This is a genomic window from Rhodococcus olei, assembly GCF_039540555.1.
Lineage (GTDB): Bacteria > Actinomycetota > Actinomycetes > Mycobacteriales > Mycobacteriaceae > Rhodococcus_G > Rhodococcus_G olei.
Window position 1 is genome coordinate 240,580 of the sequence record NZ_BAABFB010000075.1, and the last position, 23,057, is coordinate 263,636.

A 23,057-nucleotide genomic window follows, 5' to 3' on the forward strand; every position below is an offset into this window, starting at 1 on the left:
TCATGTGTGGAGCACCTGTTCAGGGTCAGACCCTGCCCGCCGGCGTCGACGCGTCGAAGGAGACCGTGATCACCGGCCGTGTGCTGGCCGCGGACGGCCAGCCGGTCGGCGGCGCGTTCGTCCGCCTGCTCGACGGCACCGGTGAGTTCACCGCGGAGGTCGTCGCGTCCGGCACCGGCGACTTCCGCTTCTTCGCCGCCCCCGGCACCTGGACCGTGCGGGCACTGTCGAGCACCGGCAACGGCCAGAGCACCGTCAGCCCCGAGGCCAACGGCATCCACAACGTGGACATCACCGTCAGCAAGTAGTAGGCGGGACGATTCCCGGCAACAATTGGCGGCACCGCCGCGGCGACCCCGCTCTCACTTCGAGGGCGGGGTCGCTCGCATCTGCTCGATCGCACCGACGAACGCGGCCGGTTCCGAGGCCGACGTCGATCCCGCACCGCCCCGTTCGGGACGTGGGTCCTGCTGCGGTGCGACGCGATCGCTCCTGTTCTCCGCCGCGAGCGCGGTGATCCAGTCGACCAGCTTCGCCGTCTCCGGATACCGTCCGTCGAAGTTCTTCCAGTACCCCACGTGTTGAAGAACACCGAAGACGATGTAGGGCCTGGTGATCAACTCGGGCACACCGCTGTTGTCCCGAGCGAAACCCGTCAGCTCGTTGTTCACCTTCCGGCTGATGACGTCCCAGCCCGGACCCATCGCCCACTTCAGGGTCTCGCCCGGTGTGAGCTGGTTCCCGTGAGCCTTGTCGTAATCGACCCGGTACGTCTGGTCGGCGACCTTGATCAGCACGTCGAGGAGTGACTCCTCGGATTCGAACCAGTCGCCCTGCGACACGATCTCCGCCACCGCACGCTGCGCGATCGACGCCGCGGTGCGCTCGAGGTCGCTGACGGTCCCGAGCGGGTCGAGCAGGGTGAAGTGCATCTGACCGAGGACGGCGAGGGCGAGGTCGAGGATCGCAATGTTGCGCGGGGCGTCGCACGAGATGTCGTAGACCCGGCACGCCGAGACGATCTTGCCGTCCAGCGCTCCGTAGTCCCGGGCTTTCGCGGAGACGAAGCCACCGCCGGAGGGTCCGGGCGCATCCAGCGAGGGCGTGCCGGCGGCGCGGTACGGATCCCCGACCAGGGCGACGCCGGCGATGTCGTCGGCGTTGACGTGGGCACTGCCGTCTCGGTGCCCGAGTTCGACGGCGACGCGCTCGACGACCTCCGCCCCCATGCTGTAGCCGACCAGGGCGTACTTCGTCGTGTCCCCGCACGCGGTCTTGTTGCCGTCGAGAAGTCGATTGGTCGACGCGACGCCTTCCGCGATCGCCTCCTGATAGGTGGGGACCCGGCTCACCCCCAGGCCGTACGTCGAGGCGTACGGGACGTAGACCCATCCCAGCGAGCCGGGATGCGCGCTGTTCGCCGCCCCGGCGGCGACGGTCAGGTTGCCGAGACTGTTGTCGAGTGCCGCGTCGTCGTACGGATTCCGGTCCGAGCTGGAATCCGCTCCGCCGTTGACCGCGAGGATCAGGAGGTCCGGGCAGTCCGACGCATGGTTGTTCGGGTCCACCGCGGGCGGCGACGACGACCCGAACGGGTCCGCGTTCGCGACGCTCGGCAGCACCGACACGCACGCCGCCACCAGCACACCCACCGCCGCGAACCTGACAGAACCAGGACGGTGCATCGGTCCTCCCCCGAAGGCCATCGACCATGATTGGATCTGGACGGGTGAAAACGACGAGACGACGATCGGCAGAAACGTACAACACTTCCGCGATCCGGGGCGCTTCGACCGACCGGGACTCGCCGTGGGCCCGGGGGAATCGAGCGTCACCCCCCGCTGCGTCTGTCCCGAAACAGGTGGGTCTAAGCTAGCCCCGTGGTCATCTTCTTCGAGGTGCTGCTGGTTCTCGCAGCCATTCTGATTACCTGGTTCTCCCTGTACGTCGTGTACCGGCTGGTCACCGACAAGCCGTGAGCGAGTCCGGCGACGGCCGGCCCGTCGACCCCCGGGACGAGCCACCGGCTCCGTCGGGGTCACGTGATGGTGGGGACGATCCCGCGCCCGTTCGACGCGGCAGCGGCGACAAGGCCGTGGCCGATGCGATCGAACGCGCCAAGGACACCGCCGGGCTGAACATTCCGGTCCTGCCGGACCTGCCACTGCCCGAGGACACCGCGAACCTGCGCCTGGGCCCCGACCTGAACCCGGGGATGCTCGCGCTGCTGCCGCTCGTCGGTGTGTGGCGGGGCGAGGGCGAGGGGAACGACCCGGAGTCCGGGGACTACCGCTTCGGCCAGCAGATCGTCGTCTCGCACGACGGCGGCAACTACCTGAACTGGGAGTCGCGGTCGTGGCGGCTGGACGCCGACGGTCGGTACACCGGTCCGGACCTGCGCGAGAGCGGGTACTGGCGGGTCGGTGGTGACGGCATTCCCGGCAGCGTCGACGAAGAGGTCGTCGAACTGCTGCTCTCCCACGCGACCGGCGTCGTCGAGCTGTACTACGGCCAGGCGCTGACCCAGTCGAGCTGGGAGCTGGCCACCGACGTGGTGATCCGCAGCAAGAACGGCGCCCTCGTCGGCGGCGCGAAGCGGCTCTACGGCATCGTCGAGGGCGGCGACCTCGCCTACGTCGAGGAGCGGATCCTCGCCGACGGCGACCTGAAGCCTCACCTCTCCGCGCGCCTGCAGCGCTACATCGGTTAGCGCGCCTTCGCGCATCCATCCACAGGACCCTGTGGACAAGCCGGGTTCGACGGCCCGCCTGTCGGCACCCGGCTCGACGGTGCGGGCGGTGACGACCCCGCGAACCCCGCACCTCCCCGACCCCCGCACGGGCCGCTCCGCCGTGCCGTTCACTCACGGCTGCGGAGCGCAGAACGGCCCCCGAGCCGGACGGGGTGCGTCCTGGTCCGGTCGGACGAGACCGGGGCTCGGGGGCCGGGTGGCTGTCTGGGATTCGCCGGCCGCGGTGCGGTCAGGTGAATTCCTGTCAGCGTTCTGCGGCTAGCTGACAGCCACCTCACGCGTCCTGGTTGTACTCAACTTCAGACCACCTCCTTCCTCGTGTACCGCCGAACGTACGCCCGTGCCCCGGCATCGGCAACGGATTATTCGGCCGGCGAACTCAGCAGGTGGACGGGGCGGGGTCGCCGCGGAAGCGGGCGTCGAGCCAGTCCAGCGACTGCGGGAGGCCGAGGACCGCGGCGGACAGATGGTCGGGGCTCGGGGTCAGCAGGGTCTGCACCGCCACGCCGGCGTCGCAGTACCGCCGCACGGTGTTGTCGATCGAGTCGACCGGGACCAGGGTGTCGGTCGGGCTGTGCCACTCGAAGATCGGCGCGTTCGGGACGCCCGGGTACATCTCGAGGCTGTTCTCCGCCATCACCTGCCAGGCGGCCGGGTCGTCCAGGAAGTCCGGGTTGTTCGTCACCTGGTTCGCGGCCCGGCCGATGCCCCAGAACATGATCTCGTTGGTGCAGCCGTTCTGGATCATCGACAGCAGCCAGCGTCCGTTGTCGTTGAGCTGGTCGGTGACGTTCATGCGGTCCGGGTACTCGCGCTCGAGCCCGAGTGCGGCGGCCATCGCGAGCCCGAACGCTGGATGCGGATTGGTCCCGAGCGCGGACGCCATCTTCCCGAGGTTCATCGGCACCCCGCCCTCGGCGGCGCCGACGATGTTCAGTTCCGGCGCGTAGTCGGGGGCCAGCGCCGCGGCCCACGCCGTCGCCATGCCGCCACCCGAGTAGCCGCCGAGTCCGACCGGACTGTGTGCCACGAGCAGCTGCGGCACCTTCTTCACCGCGCGGATGCCGTCGAGGGTGATCTGACCGCCGAGCTTGGCCGCGCCGTACGCCATGCGCGGACCCAGGTGGTCGGGCAGGGCCACCGCCCAGCCCCGGGCCAGCGCGATGTTCAGGCCCGGCGCCTCCCGGATCTGCGTGAGCGGATCGGTCGTGTACAGCTCGGTCGCGATCTTGCACTTGTGTCCGAGCGCATTGATGATGTGCTGGTACGAGAGCAGAGGTCCGTCCGGCGTGTGGTTCGGCGGCAGCAGGAACGTGGTGTTCGCCGCGATCGGCTTGCCCTCCGAATCCGTCGTCCGGAAGAGCAGTTCCCACACCTGGCTGCCCGGGAAGTACAGGTTGGGAGGCATCTGCCGGATCTTCAGGACGTCACCCGGCTGGTGCGCCGCGACGTCCGGTGGCGCGGTGAAGAACGGATCGGGATCGGACGCCGGGTACACCGGGAGCGCCGATGCCGTCACACCGCCCGCGAAGGCGGTGCCCACTGCGAGAAGGCCGACCACGCAACCGGTGACAAGTCTGCGAATCAACGCTGCCATGAACAACTCCCGGAGTCGTATGGACGTCGGACCGAGCACTTCGACCCGCGATCATGCCAGGCCGTCGTGACACTCCCCCACGAATCGTGTCACCGCTTGGTTGCGACGTCGCAGCATTGGGTCTCGGACAGATTACGGCCTGTGCCCGGCACCCGCGCTCCGCTCGGCCGGGCGGACCACCACGACGCGGTCGGCGGCGGATCCGGTCGGCAGGTGATGCGTCACGACGACGACGGTGCGGTCCGGGTCGACGAGGCCACCCGCGCGATCGAGCAGACCGCGCAGGACGGACGCGCCTGCCTGCGCGTCGAGGTGCTCGGTGGGTTCGTCGAGCAGCAGCACCCGCGCCGGCGACACCAGCGCGCGGGCGAGCAGCAGCCGGCGGCGCTGGCCGCCGGAGACGGACCTGCCGCCGCCGGCGAGTGTGGTGTGGACGCCCTCGGGCAGCGACGTCACCCACTCCCCCAGCCCGACGGCGTCGAGCGCGGTCGATGCCTGCTGCTCGTCGAGGTCGCCGCGCGCGACACGCAGGTTCTCGAGCAGCGTCGTGTCGAAGAGGTGGGCGTCCTCGGCGAAGAATCCGACCTCGTGGCGCAGCGTGCCGGGGTCCGAGTCGTCGATCGGGACGCCGTTGACGGTCACGGTGCCCGCGACCGGGGGCAGCAGTCCGGCCAGGGTCATCAGCAGGGTGGTCTTACCGGCCCCGGACGGCCCGACGACCGCGGTCCGTGACCCGGGCGCGAGGCCGAGGTCCAGTGGCGCGTCCGACGCGGGCGACCCCGGCCAGCCGGACCGCAGGCCCGACGCCCGCAGGTGCACCGGTTCCCGGACCTCGGTGCCGCCCCCGTCGCGGGGGTTCCCGGACCGGTCGAGCAGGTCCATGATTCGGGCGGACGCCAGCCGGCCGCGGGTCAGCGCGACCGCGGCCGCGGGCAGCGCCGACGTCGCCTCGAACGCCGACAGCGGCAACAGCACCAGGATGCCGAGCGCCATCGGGGTCATCGCACCCGGCGTGCCGCCGCCCGGCCCGTAGGCGGCGATCCCGATCAGCAGCGAGCCGAGCACGCTCGCACCGATCGCGAGCGGGGTCGCGGCGGCCGCGAACGCGGACGGGACCGCGGCGCGGTCGGTCGCACGGATCGCCGCGGCGTCCCACCCGCCGGCGCGCCGGACCACGCCCTCGAGCCGACCGGCCACCCGCAGTTCGGCGGCGTGGTCGAGCGCGAGCACCGCGGTCTCCGCGTACCGCGTGACCGACTCGGATCCGGCCGCCTCGGCCAGTCGCGCGGCCCGCGCCGACAGCATCGGAGCCGCCGCGCCGGAGACCGCGAGCGCGACCGCGAGCACCAGGGCGGCGGCCGGGGAGATCAGGGCCAGCCCGCCGACCGCGGCCACCGCCATGATCAGCGCGACGGCCATCGGGACCAGCGCCCGGATCACGACGTCGCCGAGCGCGTCGACGTCGGCGCCGGTGCGCGCCAACAGGTCTCCGCGCCGCAGCCCCGCCGGGGCGGCGGGGTCGCCGGCGGCGAGGCGTCGGTAGAGATTCTCCCGGGCCGAGACGGTGCCCCGCAGCGCGGCGTCGTGGGTGGCGAGTCGTTCCAGGTACCGGAACAGTCCCCGCGAGATGCCCAGCGCACGAACGGCGACGACGGCGACCGACAGATCCAGCACCGGCGGCATCTGCCAGGCGCGGGTGATCAGCCAGGCCGACAGCGCGGCGAGCGCGAGCGCGCTGCCGAGTGTCGCGACCCCGGCGAGGACGGCGTACAGCACCCGGCGCGGGCTGAGGTCGAGCAGGGACAGTGCTCGCCACAGCGGATCCCGTGTCACGCCGGCACCTCCGTCCCGACGGTGACCACGACGTCGCCCGCGGCGAGCACCGGTGCGCGGTGCCCGACCACCAGCACCGCGCGTCCCGAGCCCGCGAGCCCCCGGATAGCGGCGAGCACCGCCCGCTCCGACTCGGGGTCGAGGTGCGCGGTGGGCTCGTCGAGCAGGACCACCGGGGCGTCGGTGAGCAGCGCCCGGGTCAACGCGAGCCGCTGCCGCTGGCCGAGGGACAGCCCCAGCCCGCCGACCCCGACGACGGTGTCCCACCCCGCGTGCAGGTCCCGCAGCACCGCGTCGAATCCGGTGGCGGCGCAGACCGACCGGAGGTCGCCGTCCGTGACGGCGACCGGGCCGGTCAGCTCGAGGTTCTCACGCAGGGTGCCGGGGACCAGCACGGGATGCTGCGGCAGCCACGACACCGACCGCCACCACGCCCGCGGGTCGAGGTCGCGAACATCGGTCCCGCCAACCAGCACCCGCCCCTCGTCGGGGGTGTCCAGACCCAGGATCAGTTGCAGCACCGTCGACTTCCCGGAGCCGTTGGCACCGGTCAGGACCGTCACCCGTCCGGGTTCGACGGTCAGGTCCAGGCCGCGTGGGGCCCACCCGGTCCGGCTGCGCATCCCGACCCCGCGGAGCACGACGGCGCCGGCCGGCACCGCGCCCTCACCGACCGGGGTCGCGGCGGCCCGCTCGTCGAGGAGACCGAATGCCTTGTCCGCGGCGGCCATTCCGTCCTCCGCCGCGTGGAACTGCGCGCCGACCGCGCGCAGCGGCAGATACACCTCCGGCGCGAGGACGAGCGCGATCACCCCGGCTCGCAGCCCCATCTCACCGAACACGAGCCGCAGGCCGATGCTGACCGCGATCAACGCGACGCACAACGTCGCCAGCAGTTCCAGCACCATCGACGAGAGGAAGGCGATCCGCAGCGAGGCCATCGCGGTCCGGCGGTGCGTGTCGCCGAGTTCGCGCACCCGCGCGGCGGGGCCGCGTTCGCGGCCGAGGGCGCGCAGCGTCGGCAGTCCCGCGATCAGGTCGAGGAGCTGCGCCGACAACTGGGTCATCGTCCGCAACGCGGCGGCGGCCTTGTCCTTGGTGAGCAGCCCGATCAGGATCATGAAGACCGGGATCAGCGGCAGCGTGATCACCACGATCACCGCCGAGGTGAGGTCGGCGCCCGCGACCGCGACCAGCGTCAGCGGGGTGACGGCGACCGCGAGCAGCAGCGCAGGGAGGTAGCCGGTGAGATACGCGCGCAGGCCCTCGATTCCGCGGGTCAGCACGGTCGCGACCTCGTCCCGCCGGGGCCCGAGATCGCGTGGCGTCAGTGCCGTCGCGGCGTCGAGGACCTCTCCGCGCAGCTCGCCGATCACCCGGGACGCGGACCGGTGCGCGTACCGGTCCGCCACCCAGGTGGTCGCGGTGCGGACCGCGACGGCCGCCGCCAGCACCGCCAGTTCGACGGTCCAGTCGCCGATCGACCGGGCGCCGGAGTCGGTGATCACCCCGGCCAGGATCGTGCCGATCATCACCGCCGACACGATCACGGTGACCGCGATCAGCAGCGAAAGGGCAACCGAGAGAACCAGGTATCCGCGCGCGGAACGCGAGTACCGCCACAGCCGGGGATCGACGGGGCCACGCCTGCGCCGGACGGGCCCGGGCGTGGCCGGCGAGTCGACGGTCATCGGGTCTTCAGCGGCAGCCCGATCGACGGCGGAATCTGCGCGGTCGAAATACGCTGCCGGAAGACCCAGTACGTCCACCCCTGGTAGATCAGGACGATCGGGGTCAGGAACGCGGCGGCCCACGTCATCACCTTCAGGGTGTACGGACTCGACGAGGCGTTGTAGATCGTCAGGCTGTACGCGTCGTCGATCGTCGACGGCATCAGGTACGGGTACAGCGAGCCGAACAGCAGTGCGACGGTGGCGATCACCGCGACCGACGTGAGCACGAAGGCCCATCCCTCGCGCGCGACCACCGTCAGCGCGACGACACCGAGCAGGGCTGCCGCGGCCACCCCGACCAGGATCCAGGTCCACCCCTTGCCGTAGGACAGCTGCGTCCACAGCACGAAGGCCCCGGCCACCACCACCGCCGGGACCGACAGTCGCGCAGCCAGTTTCACCGCGTCCTCGCGAACCTCTCCGGCCGACTTGAGCGCGACGAACACCGCACCGTGCAGCGCGAATACCAGTGCCGTGGTGACGCCGCCGAGCAGGGCGTACGGGCTCAGCAGGTCGAAGAACCCGGAGACGACCCGCTTGTTCTCGTCGATCGCCACGCCGCGCACGATGTTCGCGAACGCGACGCCCCAGAGCACCGCAGGAACCCACGAGCCGATCATGATCCCGGCGTCGCAGCGTGCCCGCCACGTGGGGTCGTCGATCTTGCCGCGCCACTCGATCGCGCAGATCCGCAGGATGAGCGAGACGAGGATCAACAGCAGCGGGATGTAGAAGCCGGAGAACAGCGTGGCGTACCACTCCGGGAAGGCCGCGAACAACGCACCGCCGCCGGTGATCAGCCACACCTCGTTGCCGTCCCAGACCGGCCCGATCGTGTTGAGCAGCACCCGCCGCCGGGTGTCGGTCCGGCCGAGCACCGGGAACAGCATTCCGACACCGAAGTCGAAGCCCTCCAACACGAAGTAGCCGGTGAACAGCACCGCGATGACGATGAACCAGAATTCCTGAAGTCCCATGGTCAAGTCCTCGACTCAGTAGGCGAACGACAGTTGCTTGGGCTCGCCCGTGTCCTCGGGCGGTGTCTCGTCGCCCGGCGGATGCGCGTCGTGCTCGGACGGTCCGGCGATCGTGTAGCGCCGGATCAGCATGAACCAGACCACGCCGAGCGCCGCGTACAGCAGGGTGAAGGTGATCAGCGACGCGACGACCAGCCCGGTCGGGTGGTCGGACACACCCTGGTCGACCATCAGGCGGATCTGGTCCACCCCCGTCGGGTTGGGCGCGACCACCCACGGCTGGCGGCCCATCTCGGTGAACACCCAGCCGGCGCTGTTGCCGAGGAACGGGGTCGGGATCATCAGAATCGACAACCAGCCGAACCACTTCTTGTCCGGCACCCGCCCACCGCGCGTCATCCACAGCCCGACCACCGCGAGCAATGCCGAACCCGCGGCCCAGCCGATCATCGCCCGGAAGGTCCAGTAGGTGACGAACAGGTTGGGCTTGTAGTTCGCGGGCCCGTACATCTGTTCGTAGCGTGCCTGGATCTCGGTGACGCCCTCGACCGTCGAGTTGAAGTCGTTGGTCGCCAGGAACGAGGTCAGCTTCGGGATCTTGATGATCTGGGTGATGCTCTCGCAGTTGTTCTGGGTCCCGATGGTCAGGATCGAGAAGTCGGCGCCGGTCTCGGTGTGGCACAGGGACTCCGCGGACGCCATCTTCATCGGCTGCTGCTCGAACATCAGCTTGCCCTGGATGTCGCCGGTGATCGCGAGGGCGACGCCGGAGGCCACCATCACCCACAACGCGAGGACCGTGACCGGGCGGAACATGGTCCGGGCGGTGGCCTCGTGCTCGGCCGCGACCGCCTGGTCGGTGGCCTCCTTGGCCTTGCGCATGTTGCGCACCATCCACCACCCGCCGATGCCCGCGACGAAGGTGCCCGCGGTCAGGAGCGCTCCGGCCACCACGTGCGGGAAGGCCGCCAGCGCAGTGTTGTTGGTCAACAGGGTCCAGATGCTGGTGAGCTCGGCGCGACCGCGTTCCTCGTTGTAGACCGCGCCCACCGGATGCTGCATGAACGAGTTCGCGGCGATGATGAAGAACGCGGACGCGTTGACACCGATCGCGACCAGCCAGATCGTGGCGAGGTGAACGAGTTTCGGAAGTCTGCCCCAGCCGAAGATCCACAGACCGAGGAACGTCGATTCCAGGAAGAACGCGACCAGACCCTCGAGCGCGAGCGGGGCCCCGAACACGTCACCGACGAAGCGGGAGTACTCGCTCCAGTTCATGCCGAACTGGAACTCCTGGACGATGCCGGTCGCGACGCCCAGCGCGAAGTTGATCAGGAAGAGCTTCCCGAAGAACTTGGTGAGCCGGTACCAGTGGTCCTTCTTCGTGACGACCCACATCGTCTGCATGACCGCGATCAGCGGCGCGAGACCGATGGTCAGCGGAACGAGAATGAAGTGATAGACCGTGGTGATACCGAACTGCCAGCGCGAGACATCCAGTGTGTCCATGGCTACTCCCAGTGCAGGGCCCGTCGGACAGGCTTGCCGGCGCTCCGGGCGTGGGCTGACACCTGGAGTTCCGGTTCAAAAGGTAACCCCCGCAGCGTGGAGCCGCAGAGCAGACTTGATCGGCAGATCCCGTCTACTACGGACAGTAGTAAAGATGTCCGGATTCGCCTACCCCCGAGCGCCCGACCGTGCCCGGACTCACAGCGGGATCAGGCGGCGTCCTCCTCCACACCGACGGTCCCGACGGCGAGGTCGACCAGCGACGACACCTCCCCGGCGATGTCCGGCTCCGGCAGCGCCAATCCGTCGAGGGTGTGCACCCGGGCCGCGAGCGTCACGCTCGACAGCAGCCAAACACCGTCCGCGGCAATCAGATCCGCGGGCCGCAGCGCCGCGACCTCACAGCGGAAGCGGTGCGAGCCGGCGATCTCGAACAGGGCCTGCTGCGTCGTGCCGGGCAGGATGCCGTGCTCGACCGGCGGGGTGATCAGCGTCCGGTCCCGCGCGACCAGCACCGTCGACCTCGGCCCCTCGAGGACGAGACCCTCGCTGCTGGTGAAGATCACGTCGTCGGCGCCCTCCGTGTGCGCGTGCCGCAGCGCCGCCATGTTGGTCGCGTACGACAGCGTCTTGGCGCCGAGCAACTGCCACGGGGCGGTCGCGGCCACGTCCACCGAGTACCCGCGCGCCAGCGTGCACACCGAGATCCCGTCCCGGCGGGCGGCGATCACCCGCTCGGCGACCGGCCCGATCGTCAGGTAGGCGGTCGGCTTGCCGCCGGACTCGCGTCCGCGGCTGTACACCAGCCGCATGATGCCCTCCCGGTCGCCGCCCCACTCGTCGGCTGCGACCGCGATCGCGGCGCGCCACGCGCCCGCATCCGGTCGTGGCAGGTCCAGTGCCGCCGCCGAGTTGCCCAGCCGCGCCAGGTGCAGTTCGAGGGTGCAGGGGGCGCCGTCCCGGATCAGAATCGTCTCGAAGACGCCGTCGCCGCGCACCGCCGCGAGATCGTCGGCGTGCAGCAGCGGGGCGTCCGGGTCGCGCACCACCCCGTCCAAGGTCACCAGCACCTGATCAGCCATACCTCCACAGTACGGGCGGACGCCCGCTCGGCAGGAGACCACTCGGGACGCTCCTACTATGGAGGCGTGTCCGAGTTCGTGCGCACCACACCGAGTCCACTGCTCACCTCGACCGGGGCGGTCCCCAACCCCGACGACTCCCCCGACGCCGGCGTCGCCTGGCACTACGGCGACCCGCTGCGCGAGCAACGCCACGCCGAGCGGTCGGCCGCGATCGTCGACCGCTCCCACCGTTTCGTGCTGTCCATCGCCGGGTCCGAGCGCCTGACCTGGCTCCACACGATCTCCAGCCAGCACGTCGCGGACCTGCCCGACGGCGCCAGCGCCGAGAACCTCAGCCTCGACCTCAACGGCCGCGTCGAGCACCACTTCGTGCTCACCGACCTGGGCGAGACCACCTGGGTGGACACCGAGCCCGGCACCGGCCCGGACCTGCTCGCGTTCCTGCAGAAGATGGTGTTCTGGGCGAAGGCCGAACCGAGGCCCGCACCGGACATGGCGGTGCTCAGCCTCCTCGGGCCGGACGTCCGCCGGCCGCGACTGCTCGGCGCGCTCGGCATCCCCGAACTGCCCGACGTGTACGGCGCGGTCCCGCTGCCCGGCGGCGGGTTCCTGCGCACGATGCCGTGGCCCGGCGAGCACGCCTGGGACCTGGTCGTCCCCCGCGACCGCCTCAGCCACTGGTGGGCCACGCTCACCGAGGCCGGCGCCGCACCGGCCGGCACCTGGGCGTTCGAGGCGCTGCGCGTCGTCGCGCTCCGGCCGCGCCTCGGACTCGACACCGACGAGCGCACCATCCCGCACGAGGTCCGCTGGATCGGCGGCATCGGCGAACACGGCGCCGTCCACCTGAACAAGGGCTGCTACCGCGGCCAGGAGACCGTGGCCCGCGTGCACAACCTCGGCAAGCCGCCGCGGCATCTGGTCCTGCTGCACCTCGACGGATCCGCGGACACCCGGCCCGAGCCCGGTGACGCCGTCACCGCCGACGGACGTGCCGTCGGACACCTCGGCACGGTGATCGACCATCACGAACTCGGCCCGATCGCGCTCGCCCTCGTCAAACGCACCGTGCCCGCCGACACCCCGCTCGTCGTCGGCGGCACCGCCGCCGCGATCGATCCCGACTCGGTGCCTCGTCACGACGAGGTCCAGCCCGGCCGGGCCGCCGTCGACCGGCTGCGCGGCCGGTGACGGCCGGCGGGCAGGGCGCGGTCGCCGTCCCGGCCGGGCCCGGGCGGGTGGAGGCCGTCTGCCGCGTCCACGCGGAGCGGGCCAGCGGAACCCGGCGGGTGCCGCGCACCGCGATCGACAAGCGACCCGTCGACGGCCCGGTCGCGGTCGGCGAGCTCGGGCTCACCGGCGACCACGTCTGCGACACCGAGCACCACGGCGGCGTCCACAAGGCGGTGTACGCGTACCAGGAGGCCGAGGCACTGTGCTGGGCGGCCGAGCTCGGGCGGGACCTGCCCGCCGGCTGGTTCGGAGAGAACCTGCGGGTGAGCGGGATCGAGACGAGCGACGCGGTGATCGGCTCGCGGTGGCGCATCGGCGACACCCTCGAACTCGAGGTCACCGGACCGCGGACCCCGTGCGGCACGTTCGGCGTCTGGTCGGGCGAACCCGGCTGGGTCAAGCGGTTCGCCGAGCGCGGTGACACCGGCGCGTACCTGCGGGTGACCCGCCCCGGGCCGGTCTCGGCGGGCGATCCGGTCGCGGTCGTGCACGTGCCCGGCCACGGCGTCACGGTGCGGGACCTGTTCACCGGCCGGGACCCGGAGGGGCTGGTCGCGTTGCTCGCGCAGCAGCCGGGCCTGTCGCCTAGTGTCGAGGACAAGGCACGCAGACGGATCTCCGGGCTGAAGGTGCGGGTGGAGCATTGAGCGTCGAACTGGTCGAGGTGGTCCGGTCCGGATTCCGCGAGTGCGTGCACCGCGGTTCGCTGGTCGTGCTGGATCCGGCCGGTGAGACCCGCATGGCGCTGGGCGAGGTGAACACCCCGATCTATCCCCGCTCGGCCAACAAACCCCTGCAGGCGGTCGCCCTGCTCCGCGCCGGGTTCGTCCCCTCCGACGGGCGCGAGGTCGCGGTGACGGCCGCCTCGCACGGCGGCGAACCCGAGCATCTCGCGGTCGTGCAGAAGATACTCGCCCGCAGCGGCATCGCCGAGGGGCGGCTGCTGTGCCCGCCGGACCTGCCGCTGGACGAGACGGCCCGCGCCCGCGTCCTCGCGACCGCGGGCCGCCCGCGCCGCATCTTCATGAACTGTTCCGGCAAGCACGCCGCGATGCTCGCGGTCTGCACGGCCAGGGACTGGCCCCTCGACAGCTACACGGACCCGGTGCACCCGCTGCAGCGCGAGGTCCTGGCGACGATCGCGGACCTGGCCGGGGAGGACGAGTCGGAGCTCGGGATCGACGGCTGTGGACTGCCGATCGTGCCGCTGTCGCTGAGCGCGCTCGCCCGCGCGTTCGCGCGGCTCGTCGCCGCCGAACCCGGCACCCCGGAACGCGTGGTCGCCGACGCGATCCGCGACCATCCGTGGATGCTGTCCGGGACCGGCCGGGACGACCTGCTGCTGATGTCCGCGGTCCCCGGCCTGCTGTGCAAGAGCGGCGCCGACGGCGTCCACGCCGGCGCGCTGCCGGACGGGACGGCGTTCGCGATCAAGATCGACGACGGCCACGAGCGGGCGCGGCTCCCGCTGACCGCCGCTCTGCTGCACCGGATCGGCGTCGAATGGACCGAGGAGCTCGCCGCTCTGGCGTCGCAGCCGGTGCTCGGCGGGGAGGTTCGGGTGGGCACCATCCGGGCCGTTCCCGGCGCGTTGCGATGAGATCGCCCGCGCGGTGAGATGAATCAGACACCCCGCCTGTGCAGGGGAAGGAGCGCGCGATGCGTTGGCACGCTAGAGTGTCTGTCAGGAAGACATAAACACTCAAACGGGGCCGCCAAAAATTCCCAGGCCGCCCCGCTTAAAGCGCGAGGGGGTTGGCCATGGGCCGCGGCCGGGCTAAGGCAAAGCAGACCAAGGTTGCACGCGAGCTCAAGTACAGCTCGCCGTCCACGAACTTCGACAGCCTCCAACGAGAACTGTCGGGTGGCTCGTCGAGCTCCCACCGGAACGGGTCCTTCTCCGACCAGAGTTCCGACGAAAGCGCTTCGCGCTGGGACGACGAGGACAACGACGACTGGCGTCGCTGACCTTCACTGAGCACCGACAATGAGGGAGAGCCCCCGCGGCTCCCCCTCATTTTCCGCATGTGTACCGGTTCCGGGCACGTGCGGCGGGACGCATACGACGAACCGCCCGGGTCCGTGAGGACTCCGGGCGGTTCGTCGGTGTTCGCGGCGGCCGTGGGCCGGGTCAGAACCGCGGGTGGTCGCCGACCAGGCGCACCAGTTCGGCGCCGTCCTGCTTGTCCGACGCCTTCGCGACGGTGCCGAGGGTCCAGCAGTCGATGTGGCGGGCGGTCAGCACCGCCAGGGCACGGTCCACGTCCTCGGGCGCGACGATCGCGACCATGCCGACACCCATGTTGAACGTCGCCTCCATCTCGGCGCGCTCGACGCGGCCACGCTGGCCGATCATCGTGAACACCGGTGCGGGACTCCACGTTCCGCGGTCGAGTTCGGCGACCAGACCCTTCGGCATCACGCGGGCCAGGTTGTTCGCCAGGCCGCCGCCGGTGACGTGGCAGAAGGTGCGCACGTCGGTCTCGGCGATCAGCGCGAGGCAGTCCTTGGCGTAGATCCGGGTGGGCTCGAGCAGCTCCTCGCCGAGGGTGCGGCCGAACTCCTCGACGTGCCCGGTCAGGGACATCCGGTCGATGTCGAGCAGCACCTTGCGGGCCAGCGAGTAGCCGTTGGAGTGCAGACCGGACGATCCCATGGCGATCACCACGTCGCCGGGCCGAACCCGGTCCGGACCGAGCAGCGCGTCCGCCTCGACGACACCGACACCGGTCGCCGACAGGTCGTAGTCGCCGTCGGCCATCACGCCGGGGTGTTCGGCCGTCTCGCCGCCGAGGAGTGCGCAGCCGGCCTGGATGCAGCCCTGCGCGATGCCGCCGACGATGTCCGCGACCCGCTCGGGAACGACCTTGCCGACCGCGATGTAGTCCTGCAGGAACAGCGGCTCCGCGCCGCAGACGACGAGGTCGTCGACGACCATCGCGACCAGGTCGAGGCCGACGGTGTCGTGCTTGTCCATCGCCTGCGCGACCGCGAGCTTGGTGCCGACGCCGTCGGTGGACGCGGCCAGCAGCGGCTCCTTGTATCCGCCCTTGAGGGCGAACAGGCCGGCGAAGCCGCCGAGCCCACCGAGCACCTCGGGGCGGCTGGCCTTCTTCGCGAGCGGAGCGAACAGCTCCACCGCCCGGTCACCTGCGGCGATGTCCACCCCCGCCGCAGCGTAGGACGCGCCGGCGGGGCGGGGGGTCTGGTCGTCGGTCATCGGGTTCTCAGCTCCAGCTGTGATCTCGCCAGTGCGCCTGGCACTGCCTGGGTCTACGGGGTGTGTCGGATGCGCCCGGTCGAGTATGCGTCCTCGCCGGCCGCTCAGGGCCGACTCAGCGCACTCGCGTTGTCGTTGTCGCTCTGCGGCGGCACACCGGCGGTGCTGTCGAGCATGCCCTCGAGCACGTTCTTGCCGATCGACGTCTCGGTCGGGAGCGCGATCGGGTACTCGCCGTCGAAGCAGGCCATGCACAGACGGGACGCCGGCTGCTCGGTGGCCGAGACCATTCCCTCGATCGAGATGTAGCCGAGCGAGTCGGCGCCGATCGAGCGACGCACCCCCTCGATCATCTCCTCGACGTTGCCGGGCTCGTGGTTGGTGCCGCCGGCGCCGTTGGCGATCAGCTCCGCGGGGGACGCGAAGTCGATGCCGTAGAAGCACGGCCACTTCACCGGCGGCGACGCGATCCGGACGTGGATCTCCAGCGCACCGGCCTCGCGCAGCATGCGGATCAGAGCGCGCTGCGTGTTGCCGCGGACGATCGAGTCGTCGACGACGATCAGCCGCTTGCCGCGGATCACCTCGCGCAGCGGGTTCAGCTTCAGCCGGATGCCGAGCTGACGGATCGTCTGCGACGGCTGGATGAACGTGCGACCCACGTAGGCGTTCTTCATCAGGCCCTGCCCGTACGGGATGCCCGAACCCTGCGCATAGCCGACCGCTGCCGGGGTTCCGGACTCCGGTACCGGGATCACCAGGTCGCCGTCGACCGGGTGTTCCTTGGCCAGCCGGCGGCCGATCTCGACCCGGGTCGCGTGCACGGACCGGCCGGAGATCGTGGTGTCCGGCCGGGCCAGGTAGACGTACTCGAAGACGCAGCCCTTCGGGGTCGGCGCCGCGAACCGGGACGACCGGACCCCGTCCGCGTCGATCGCGAGCAGCTCGCCCGGCTCGATCTCCCGGACGAACGACGCACCGACGATGTCCAGCGCCGCGGTCTCCGACGCGACGACCCAGCCGCGGTCGAGCCGGCCCAGCACCAGCGGCCGCACCCCGTGCGGGTCGCGGGCCGCGTACAGGGTGTGCTCGTCCATGAAGGTGAGGCAGAACGCGCCGCGCAGCGTCGGCAGCAGGTCCATCGCGGCCTGCTCGACCGTGCTGTCGCCGGCCGCGTGCGCGAGCAGCGCCCCGACGATGTCGGAGTCGGACGTCGCGCCGCCGGGACGCTTGGCGTTCATCAGACCCGCCGCCCGCGCCCGCTCGGCGAGCTCGGCGGTGTTGACGAGGTTGCCGTTGTGGCCGAGCGCGATCCCGGTGCCCGCGGTGGTGGTGCGGAAGATCGGCTGGGCGTTCTCCCACGTGGTCGAGCCCGTGGTCGAGTAGCGACAGTGTCCGACGGCGACGTGCCCCGGCATGGCACCGAGGGTCTGCTCGTCGAACACCTGGCTGACCAGGCCCAGATCCTTGAACACCAGCACCTGCGACCCGTCGCCGACGGCGATGCCGGCCGCCTCCTGGCCGCGGTGCTGCAGCGCGTAGAGCCCGTAGTAGGTGAGCTTGGCCACATCCTCGCCCGGAGCCCACACACCGAAGACGCCGCACTCCTCGCGGGGTGGCTGCTCATCCTGGTCGGACATGGGTGCGAGAAGGTTCGGGCTGTTGACCGACAGGTCGGCTGAAGTCACCGGGGTTGCTCCCTTGGGGATGGGTTTGGGGGGCATGCCCAGTCTACGGGCACGGACGGGACGCTCCCCTCACGGGTGCCGCGGCTGTCGCGGCCGTCACAGTGCCGCGCGGCGCGGGGTCACAACGGCAGCAGGGGCAGCCAGTGTGCGATCTCCCCGGCCCGGGTGCCCGACGCCGTGAGCGCTCCCGCCGCGACCGCGTCCGCGAACGTGGTCGTGCCGGTCACCAGCCGGAGCCAGGTGCGCGGGTCGGTCTCCACGACGTTCGGCGGCGTGCCGCGGGTGTGCCGGGGCCCGGCGACACACTGCACCGCCACGAACGGTGGCACCCGGACCTCCACCGAGGAGCCGGGCGCGACGTTCTCGAGGGTGCGGGCGCTGAGCCGGACCGCGGCGGCGATCTCGGTGCGCGCGGGTGCGGGCGCGTCCGCGTCGGCGAGCCAGTCCCGGACGGCGAGCACCGCGGCGCGCACGTCGGCGGGGTCGATCCTGCGGCGTCCGGTCACCGCCCCAACCTACCGGCCGCCAGGTCGGCGGCGACCGCCCCGCCCGCGTTGACCGTCAGGTGCAGCACCGCGGGCGCGAGGACGCTGCCGCTGCGGTCACGGAGCAGGTCGAACAGCAGCGAGGAGGCGGCCGTCAACGCCACGGTGCCGGCCACGGAGTCGCCGGCGTGGCGGGCGGGGGTCACGTGCCACAGCCCGAACGCCAGCGCCCGCAGTGCCGCCCCCGACCGCGGGAACGCGCGACGGACCAGCGCATGCAGCACCGATCGGAACGCCAGCTCCTCGGCGAAGACCGTGCCGACCGGTATGTGCACGAACACCCACTCGGTGTGGTCGGCGCGGCGGGCACCGGACGCCATCCGCGTCCGCACACCGGGTGTCGCCAGCATCACCGGATAGGCGACCGCCGGGAGCACCGACGCGGCCAGCCCCCGGCGCAGCCCCTCCCCCGGCGCCCGCCACCCCAGCTCCGCGGGCGGCACGCCGGCGGCCCGGACCACCGCGCACAGTCCGGCCGCGGCCACCGCGTTCGCGGCGGCCCGGCCCCGCGGACCGAGACCCAGCCGCGGCAGCACCGCGTTGTTCCACCCGACCAGCGCGGCCGCACACCCGAGCGCCGCCACCCCGTCCACCACCCTGCGGGCCGGGGTACGGCTCACTTCTCGGGACCCTGCGTGCCGGCGATCGCATCCAGCACGGACCGCACCCGCTCGGTGTCGGCGGACGTCCAGCCCTGCGGCGCGGCGACCGCGACGAATCCGTCGAGCACCGTGGTGCCGTAGTTGTGGCCGTGCCCGTCCGGAACACCGGCCGCGTTCGCGAGGTCGGCGGTGACCTGCCAGAACGTCACGAACGGGAACCACCGCATGGACGGCAGCCGGTCGTAGCCGGGCGGCTCGGACAGCCAGTCCGGACGATTGACGATCAGGTGCGGGCTCCACCACACCACCGGGTCGGACGGGTGCTGGATGTACAGCACCCGCGGGTACAGCCACGGCCCCGGCGGCGCGCCGATCGTGGCGCCGTCGTCGGCGAACCGCACCACGAGCCCGTCCGCGTAGACCGGCTCCACCTCGGGGCTGCCGGGATCGCGGCGGGCGACGAGGGTGCTCCACAGCGGGTTGGCGTTCGGCGGTCCCACCCACAGCACCCCGTCGACGGTCTCGCGGATGTCGGCGAGGCCGTCGAACGCGCCCTCACCCGCCTGCGAACCGAGCGACTCGCCGTAGACCAGAAGTTTCGGCCGGGTGGCCGCGGGCTCCTGCAGCCACCGGTCGTGGACCCGTCGGACGAGCGCGCGTCCGGCCTCCGCGGCCTTCTCGCGGTCGGCCAGGAACGACACCCAGCTCGGCAGGTAGGAGTACTGGCTCGCGACCAGGGCGGTGTCGCCGTTGTACACCAGCTCCATCGCGTCCGCGGCGGTCGGGTTGACCCACCCGGTGCCGGTCGTCGGAATCACGACGAGCACCTTGCGTTCGAACGCGCCGGTGCGCTCGAGTTCCCGGATCACCACGTCCATCCGGGCGTTGGTGTCGTCGGCCGTCTCGAGGCCGGCGTACACCCGGATCGGTTCCTTCGCGGGGGCGCCGTTGTAGGCGGCGAGCTGGTCCGCGTGCAGACCGCGGAAGACGAAGTCACGACCCTCGTAACCGAGACTGTCCCACGGCGCGTAGGACGCGGGACTGCCCGAGCGTTCCGGCAGCGTCGGCTGCACGACGCCGCCGCGGGTCTCGTTGTTCTGCAGACTGAACGCCGAGTTCATGAACGAGTACACGCCGTTGAACAGCACGTCCGTGACCAGCGTGTAGCTCAGGAACGCCACCACGACGAAACCGATCGGCGCGGCCGCCGACCGCGGGACCCGCAGCCACCGGACCAGGTAGCGCGCGATCAGCCGGACCAGGTCGCGCAGTACCCGCCACAGCGAGATCAGCAGCGCCGCGACCAGGATGCTCAGGGCGAGGGTGCGCAGGTATCCGGTCGTGGTGGTGCCCTCGGCCCCCATCAGCGCCGCGAGCTCGCGCTGCCAGCCCGCGGAGTACACCAGCATCACCAGCGCGGCGACGATCGAGACCAGCGGCACCGCGACCTTCACGGCCCGCAGCAGGCGTTCCGGCGGCGGCCACCAGAACAGTTTCGACAGCCAGTACCGGTGTGCGGCCCAGCCGACGGCGCACCCGACGCCGTACCCGATGGCCGCGGTGATGCCGCCGATCAGGCCCTGGAACGTCCAGTCGCGCGGCAGCAGCGACGGGGTCAGCGACCAGCAGAAGAACAGTGCTCCGAACGCGATCCCGGTGAAGTCGAGGCTGAGCAGACCCCACGCCCACACCACGAACGGGTGCTTGTCGGCGAGCCGTTCGGCGGACCACGGGGCCTCGCGGTCGGCGATCCAGCGGCGGACCCGGTCGGCCGGCGCGAGGCGGTCCAGGCGCGACGAAACCCGGGACGGATCCGCTGATTTCTGGTCCGTCCCGGGTCCCGGGGTTGCCGCCGTGTCGGTCACATGGCTATCCAAACAGGGCCGGAAGGGTTCCTTCGGACGTCGCACGCAGCGTGTCGAGGGTGACGGAGAACTGCCCCTGCACCTCGACGGAGTCGGAGCCCTCGTCGACGACGCCGATCCGCACCCACGGCAGGTTGCGGGCCGAGCACATGCCGGTGAACCGGGTCTCCTCGGTGCGCGGCACCGCGACGAGAACGCGACCGGTGGACTCGGAGAACAACGTCACGAACGGGTCGGCACCCTCGGGGAGCAGGATCCGGCAGCCGGTCTCCCCGGCGAGCGCGGCCTCGACGACCGCCTGCGCGAGGCCGCCCTCGGACAGGTCGTGCGCGGCGGAGATCAGGCCGTCCCGCGAGCCGGCGAGCAGGATGTCGGCGAGCAGGCGTTCCCGTTCGAGGTCGACCTTCGGCGGGACGCCGCCGAGGTGGTCGTGCGCGACCTGCGCCCAGATCGAGCCGTCGAGCTCGTCGTGGGTGTCGCCGAGCAGGATCAGGGTCTCGCCGGGCTCGAGGCCGAGGCCGGTGGGGATGCGGCGGTGCACGTCGTCGATCACGCCGAGGACGGCGACGACCGGCGTCGGCAGGATCGCGGTGGATCCGGTCTGGTTGTAGAAGCTGACGTTGCCGCCGGTGACCGGGATGCCGAGCTGCGCGCACCCGTCGGCGAGTCCGCGCACGGCCTGCTGGAACTGCCACATGACGCCCGGGTCCTCCGGGGACCCGAAGTTCAGGCAGTTGGAGACCGCCTTCGGGGTGGCGCCGGTGACCGCGACGTTCCGGTACGCCTCGGCCAGCGCCAGCTGTGCGCCCGCGTACGGGTCGAGCATCGTGTAGCGACCCGAGGCGTCGGTGGCGAGGGCGATACCGCGACCGGTCTTCTCGTCGACCCGGACCACGCCGCCGTCGGCGTTCTCGGCGAGCACGGTGTTGCCGCGCACGTACCGGTCGTACTGCTCGGTGATCCACTTGCGGCTGGCCAGCTGCGGGGAGCCGACCATCTCGCGCAGGGTGGCCTCGAGCTCGGCGCCGGTCTGCGGGCGCTTCAGGCCGGCGGTGGTGTTCGCGACCAGCGCGTCCTGGCTGTCGGGACGCTGCACCGGACGCTCGTAGACGGGACCCTCGTGGGCGACGGTGCGCGGCGGCACGTCGACGACGGTCTCGCCGTGCCAGTCGATGACGAGCCGCTCGCCGTCGGTGACCTCACCGATCACGGTGGCCAGCACGTCCCACTTCTTGCAGACGGCCATGAACTCGTCGACGTTCTCCGGTGTCACGACCGCGCACATGCGTTCCTGCGACTCGCTGGAGAGCACCTCGGCGGCGGTCATGCCGGTGGCGCGGGTCGGGACCTGCTCGAGGCGGATGTGCATGCCGCCGTCACCGGCCGCGGCCAGCTCGGACGTCGCGCAGGACAGCCCGGCACCGCCGAGGTCCTGGATGCCGACGACCAGCTTCTCGCGGTACAGGTCGAGGCAGCACTCGATCAGCACCTTCTCGGTGAACGGGTCACCGACCTGCACGCTCGGCAGCTTCTTCGGGCGGCCGCCGGCGGCCTCGTCGAAGGTCTCCGACGCGAGCACGGACACGCCACCGATGCCGTCGAGGCCGGTACGGGCGCCGAACAGGATGATCTTGTTGCCGGCGCCGGACGCGAACGCCAGGTGCAGGTCCTCCACGCGCATCGCGCCCGCACAGAGGGCGTTGACCAGCGGGTTGCCCTGGTAGGAGGCGTCGAAGACGGTCTCGCCGCCGACGTTGGGCAGGCCGAGGGAGTTGCCGTAGCCGCCGATGCCGCGGACCACGCCGTCGACGACGCGACGGGTGTCGGGGTGGTCGGCCGCGCCGAACCGGAGCTGGTCCATGACCGCGATCGGACGCGCGCCCATCGCCATGATGTCGCGGACGATGCCGCCGACGCCGGTCGCGGCGCCCTGGTACGGCTCGATGTACGACGGGTGGTTGTGCGACTCGACCTTGAACGTCACGGCCCAGCCGTCGCCGATGTCGACGACGCCGGCGTTCTCGCCGATGCCGGCGAGCATCGACGCCCGCATCTCGTCGGTGGTGGTCTCGCCGAAGTACCGCAGGTGCACCTTCGACGACTTGTACGAGCAGTGCTCGGACCACATCACCGAGTACATGGCCAACTCGGCGTCGGTGGGCCGGCGACCCAGGATCTCCCGGATGCGCGCGTATTCGTCGTCCTTGAGGCCCAGTTCCCGATAGGGCTGGGCGACGTCGGGGGTCGCGGCGGCGTGGGTGACGGTATCGACCTGCGGTGACACGGGGAGTCGGGTCCCTTCCCTGGAGGAGTCAGATCCGGCAGACCGGCGGGGCACTGCCAGCGCAAAGTCTAGCCGGGCCCGCCGACGGGACCCGCACTGGTGGCGCTCACGCGTGCGCCCTGCGGCCCCGGGCG

The 23,057-nt window shown here is 71.4% G+C and carries 19 protein-coding genes; 6 read left to right on the forward strand and 13 right to left on the reverse strand.

The annotated features are described in order from the left end of the window. The first annotated feature begins 2 nt into the window (after positions 1-2). Positions 3-308: a DUF1416 domain-containing protein gene (locus ABD951_RS25895; RefSeq protein ID WP_345352421.1), complete on the forward strand. Its 306-nt coding sequence runs from the start codon at positions 3-5 to the stop codon at positions 306-308. Between the two features lie 54 nt (positions 309-362). Here the strand turns inward: ABD951_RS25895 and ABD951_RS25900 are convergent, their stop codons facing one another. Beyond that, positions 363-1,652 (reverse strand): cutinase family protein, encoded by a 1,290-nt coding sequence (locus tag ABD951_RS25900; RefSeq protein WP_345352424.1) that lies wholly within the window; start codon positions 1,650-1,652, stop codon positions 363-365. 443 nt (positions 1,653-2,095) lie between these two features. Here ABD951_RS25900 and ABD951_RS25905 point away from each other — a divergent pair, with 443 nt between their 5' ends. Then, complete coding sequence (locus ABD951_RS25905) at positions 2,096-2,710, forward strand: heme-binding beta-barrel domain-containing protein (protein ID WP_345353247.1); 615 nt, start codon at positions 2,096-2,098, stop codon at positions 2,708-2,710. 421 nt (positions 2,711-3,131) lie between these two features. On the opposite strand, the gene ABD951_RS25910 is transcribed toward ABD951_RS25905, so the two are convergent. The 6 genes from ABD951_RS25910 to ABD951_RS25935 all read right to left on the reverse strand — a co-directional run bounded on the left by ABD951_RS25910 (position 3,132) and on the right by ABD951_RS25935 (position 11,483). After that, a complete protein-coding gene (locus ABD951_RS25910) occupies positions 3,132-4,349 on the reverse strand; it encodes a lipase family protein (protein WP_345352427.1) in 1,218 nt (405 codons plus the stop codon). A 132-nt stretch (positions 4,350-4,481) separates the two neighbouring features. Further along, positions 4,482-6,182, reverse strand: coding sequence for a thiol reductant ABC exporter subunit CydC (gene cydC, locus ABD951_RS25915; RefSeq protein WP_345352430.1), 1,701 nt, complete (start codon positions 6,180-6,182; stop codon positions 4,482-4,484). Next, entirely contained in the window at positions 6,179-7,873 is a 1,695-nt protein-coding gene (gene cydD, locus ABD951_RS25920) for a thiol reductant ABC exporter subunit CydD (RefSeq protein ID WP_345352433.1), read from the reverse strand. The genes cydC and cydD overlap by 4 nt, the downstream gene beginning before the upstream one ends. Continuing rightward, positions 7,870-8,892, reverse strand: coding sequence for a cytochrome d ubiquinol oxidase subunit II (cydB, locus tag ABD951_RS25925; RefSeq protein ID WP_345352436.1), 1,023 nt, complete (start codon positions 8,890-8,892; stop codon positions 7,870-7,872). Before cydB ends, cydD begins: the two co-directional genes overlap by 4 nt. Positions 8,893-8,907: 15 nt before the next feature. Beyond that, entirely contained in the window at positions 8,908-10,401 is a 1,494-nt protein-coding gene (locus ABD951_RS25930) for a cytochrome ubiquinol oxidase subunit I (RefSeq protein WP_345352443.1), read from the reverse strand. A gap of 209 nt (positions 10,402-10,610) precedes the next feature. Continuing rightward, entirely contained in the window at positions 10,611-11,483 is an 873-nt protein-coding gene (locus tag ABD951_RS25935) for an aminodeoxychorismate lyase (protein ID WP_345352446.1), read from the reverse strand. A gap of 66 nt (positions 11,484-11,549) precedes the next feature. On the opposite strand from ABD951_RS25935, the gene ygfZ reads away from it, so the two are divergent. The 4 genes from ygfZ (at position 11,550) to ABD951_RS25955 (ending at position 14,687) form a co-directional block, all read left to right on the forward strand. After that, complete coding sequence (ygfZ, locus tag ABD951_RS25940; protein ID WP_345352449.1) at positions 11,550-12,677, forward strand: CAF17-like 4Fe-4S cluster assembly/insertion protein YgfZ; 1,128 nt, start codon at positions 11,550-11,552, stop codon at positions 12,675-12,677. Continuing rightward, on the forward strand, positions 12,674-13,366 hold the full coding sequence (locus ABD951_RS25945) for an MOSC domain-containing protein (protein ID WP_345352452.1): 693 nt from the start codon (positions 12,674-12,676) through the stop codon (positions 13,364-13,366). Before ygfZ ends, ABD951_RS25945 begins: the two co-directional genes overlap by 4 nt. Next, positions 13,363-14,319 carry an asparaginase gene (locus ABD951_RS25950; protein WP_345352455.1) on the forward strand — a complete coding sequence of 319 codons (957 nt, stop codon included), beginning with the start codon at positions 13,363-13,365 and terminating at the stop codon, positions 14,317-14,319. Before ABD951_RS25945 ends, ABD951_RS25950 begins: the two co-directional genes overlap by 4 nt. 161 nt (positions 14,320-14,480) lie before the next feature. After that, positions 14,481-14,687 (forward strand): DUF3073 domain-containing protein, encoded by a 207-nt coding sequence (locus tag ABD951_RS25955; protein WP_345352458.1) that lies wholly within the window; start codon positions 14,481-14,483, stop codon positions 14,685-14,687. Positions 14,688-14,850: 163 nt separating this feature from the next. On the opposite strand, the gene purM is transcribed toward ABD951_RS25955, so the two are convergent. The 6 genes from purM to purL all read right to left on the reverse strand — a co-directional run bounded on the left by purM (position 14,851) and on the right by purL (position 22,923). Then, positions 14,851-15,939, reverse strand: coding sequence for a phosphoribosylformylglycinamidine cyclo-ligase (gene purM / locus ABD951_RS25960; RefSeq protein WP_345352461.1), 1,089 nt, complete (start codon positions 15,937-15,939; stop codon positions 14,851-14,853). A gap of 104 nt (positions 15,940-16,043) precedes the next feature. Then, a complete protein-coding gene (gene purF / locus ABD951_RS25965; RefSeq protein WP_345352464.1) occupies positions 16,044-17,627 on the reverse strand; it encodes an amidophosphoribosyltransferase in 1,584 nt (527 codons plus the stop codon). Positions 17,628-17,746: 119 nt separating this feature from the next. After that, complete coding sequence (locus ABD951_RS25970; RefSeq protein ID WP_345352467.1) at positions 17,747-18,133, reverse strand: sterol carrier family protein; 387 nt, start codon at positions 18,131-18,133, stop codon at positions 17,747-17,749. Beyond that, positions 18,130-18,792: a CPBP family intramembrane glutamic endopeptidase gene (locus ABD951_RS25975; RefSeq protein WP_425569965.1), complete on the reverse strand. Its 663-nt coding sequence runs from the start codon at positions 18,790-18,792 to the stop codon at positions 18,130-18,132. The genes ABD951_RS25970 and ABD951_RS25975 overlap by 4 nt, the downstream gene beginning before the upstream one ends. Beyond that, entirely contained in the window at positions 18,789-20,525 is a 1,737-nt protein-coding gene (locus tag ABD951_RS25980; protein ID WP_345353251.1) for an alpha/beta hydrolase, read from the reverse strand. The genes ABD951_RS25975 and ABD951_RS25980 overlap by 4 nt, the downstream gene beginning before the upstream one ends. A gap of 118 nt (positions 20,526-20,643) precedes the next feature. Further along, positions 20,644-22,923 carry a phosphoribosylformylglycinamidine synthase subunit PurL gene (purL, locus tag ABD951_RS25985; RefSeq protein WP_345352470.1) on the reverse strand — a complete coding sequence of 760 codons (2,280 nt, stop codon included), beginning with the start codon at positions 22,921-22,923 and terminating at the stop codon, positions 20,644-20,646. Between the last annotated feature and the right edge of the window lie 134 nt (positions 22,924-23,057).

Excerpts from the sequence above, each read along its gene's own strand:
- ABD951_RS25895 (WP_345352421.1), top strand. The coding sequence starts at position 3 with ATGTGTGGAGCACCTGTTCAGGGTCAGACCCTGCCCGCCGGCGTCGAC.
- ABD951_RS25910 (WP_345352427.1), bottom strand. The coding sequence starts at position 4,349 with ATGGCAGCGTTGATTCGCAGACTTGTCACCGGTTGCGTGGTCGGCCTT.
- cydD (WP_345352433.1), bottom strand. The coding sequence starts at position 7,873 with ATGACCGTCGACTCGCCGGCCACGCCCGGGCCCGTCCGGCGCAGGCGT.
- cydB (WP_345352436.1), bottom strand. The coding sequence starts at position 8,892 with ATGGGACTTCAGGAATTCTGGTTCATCGTCATCGCGGTGCTGTTCACC.
- ABD951_RS25930 (WP_345352443.1), bottom strand. The coding sequence starts at position 10,401 with ATGGACACACTGGATGTCTCGCGCTGGCAGTTCGGTATCACCACGGTC.
- ABD951_RS25935 (WP_345352446.1), bottom strand. The coding sequence starts at position 11,483 with ATGGCTGATCAGGTGCTGGTGACCTTGGACGGGGTGGTGCGCGACCCG.
- ABD951_RS25955 (WP_345352458.1), top strand. The coding sequence starts at position 14,481 with ATGGGCCGCGGCCGGGCTAAGGCAAAGCAGACCAAGGTTGCACGCGAG.
- purM (WP_345352461.1), bottom strand. The coding sequence starts at position 15,939 with ATGACCGACGACCAGACCCCCCGCCCCGCCGGCGCGTCCTACGCTGCG.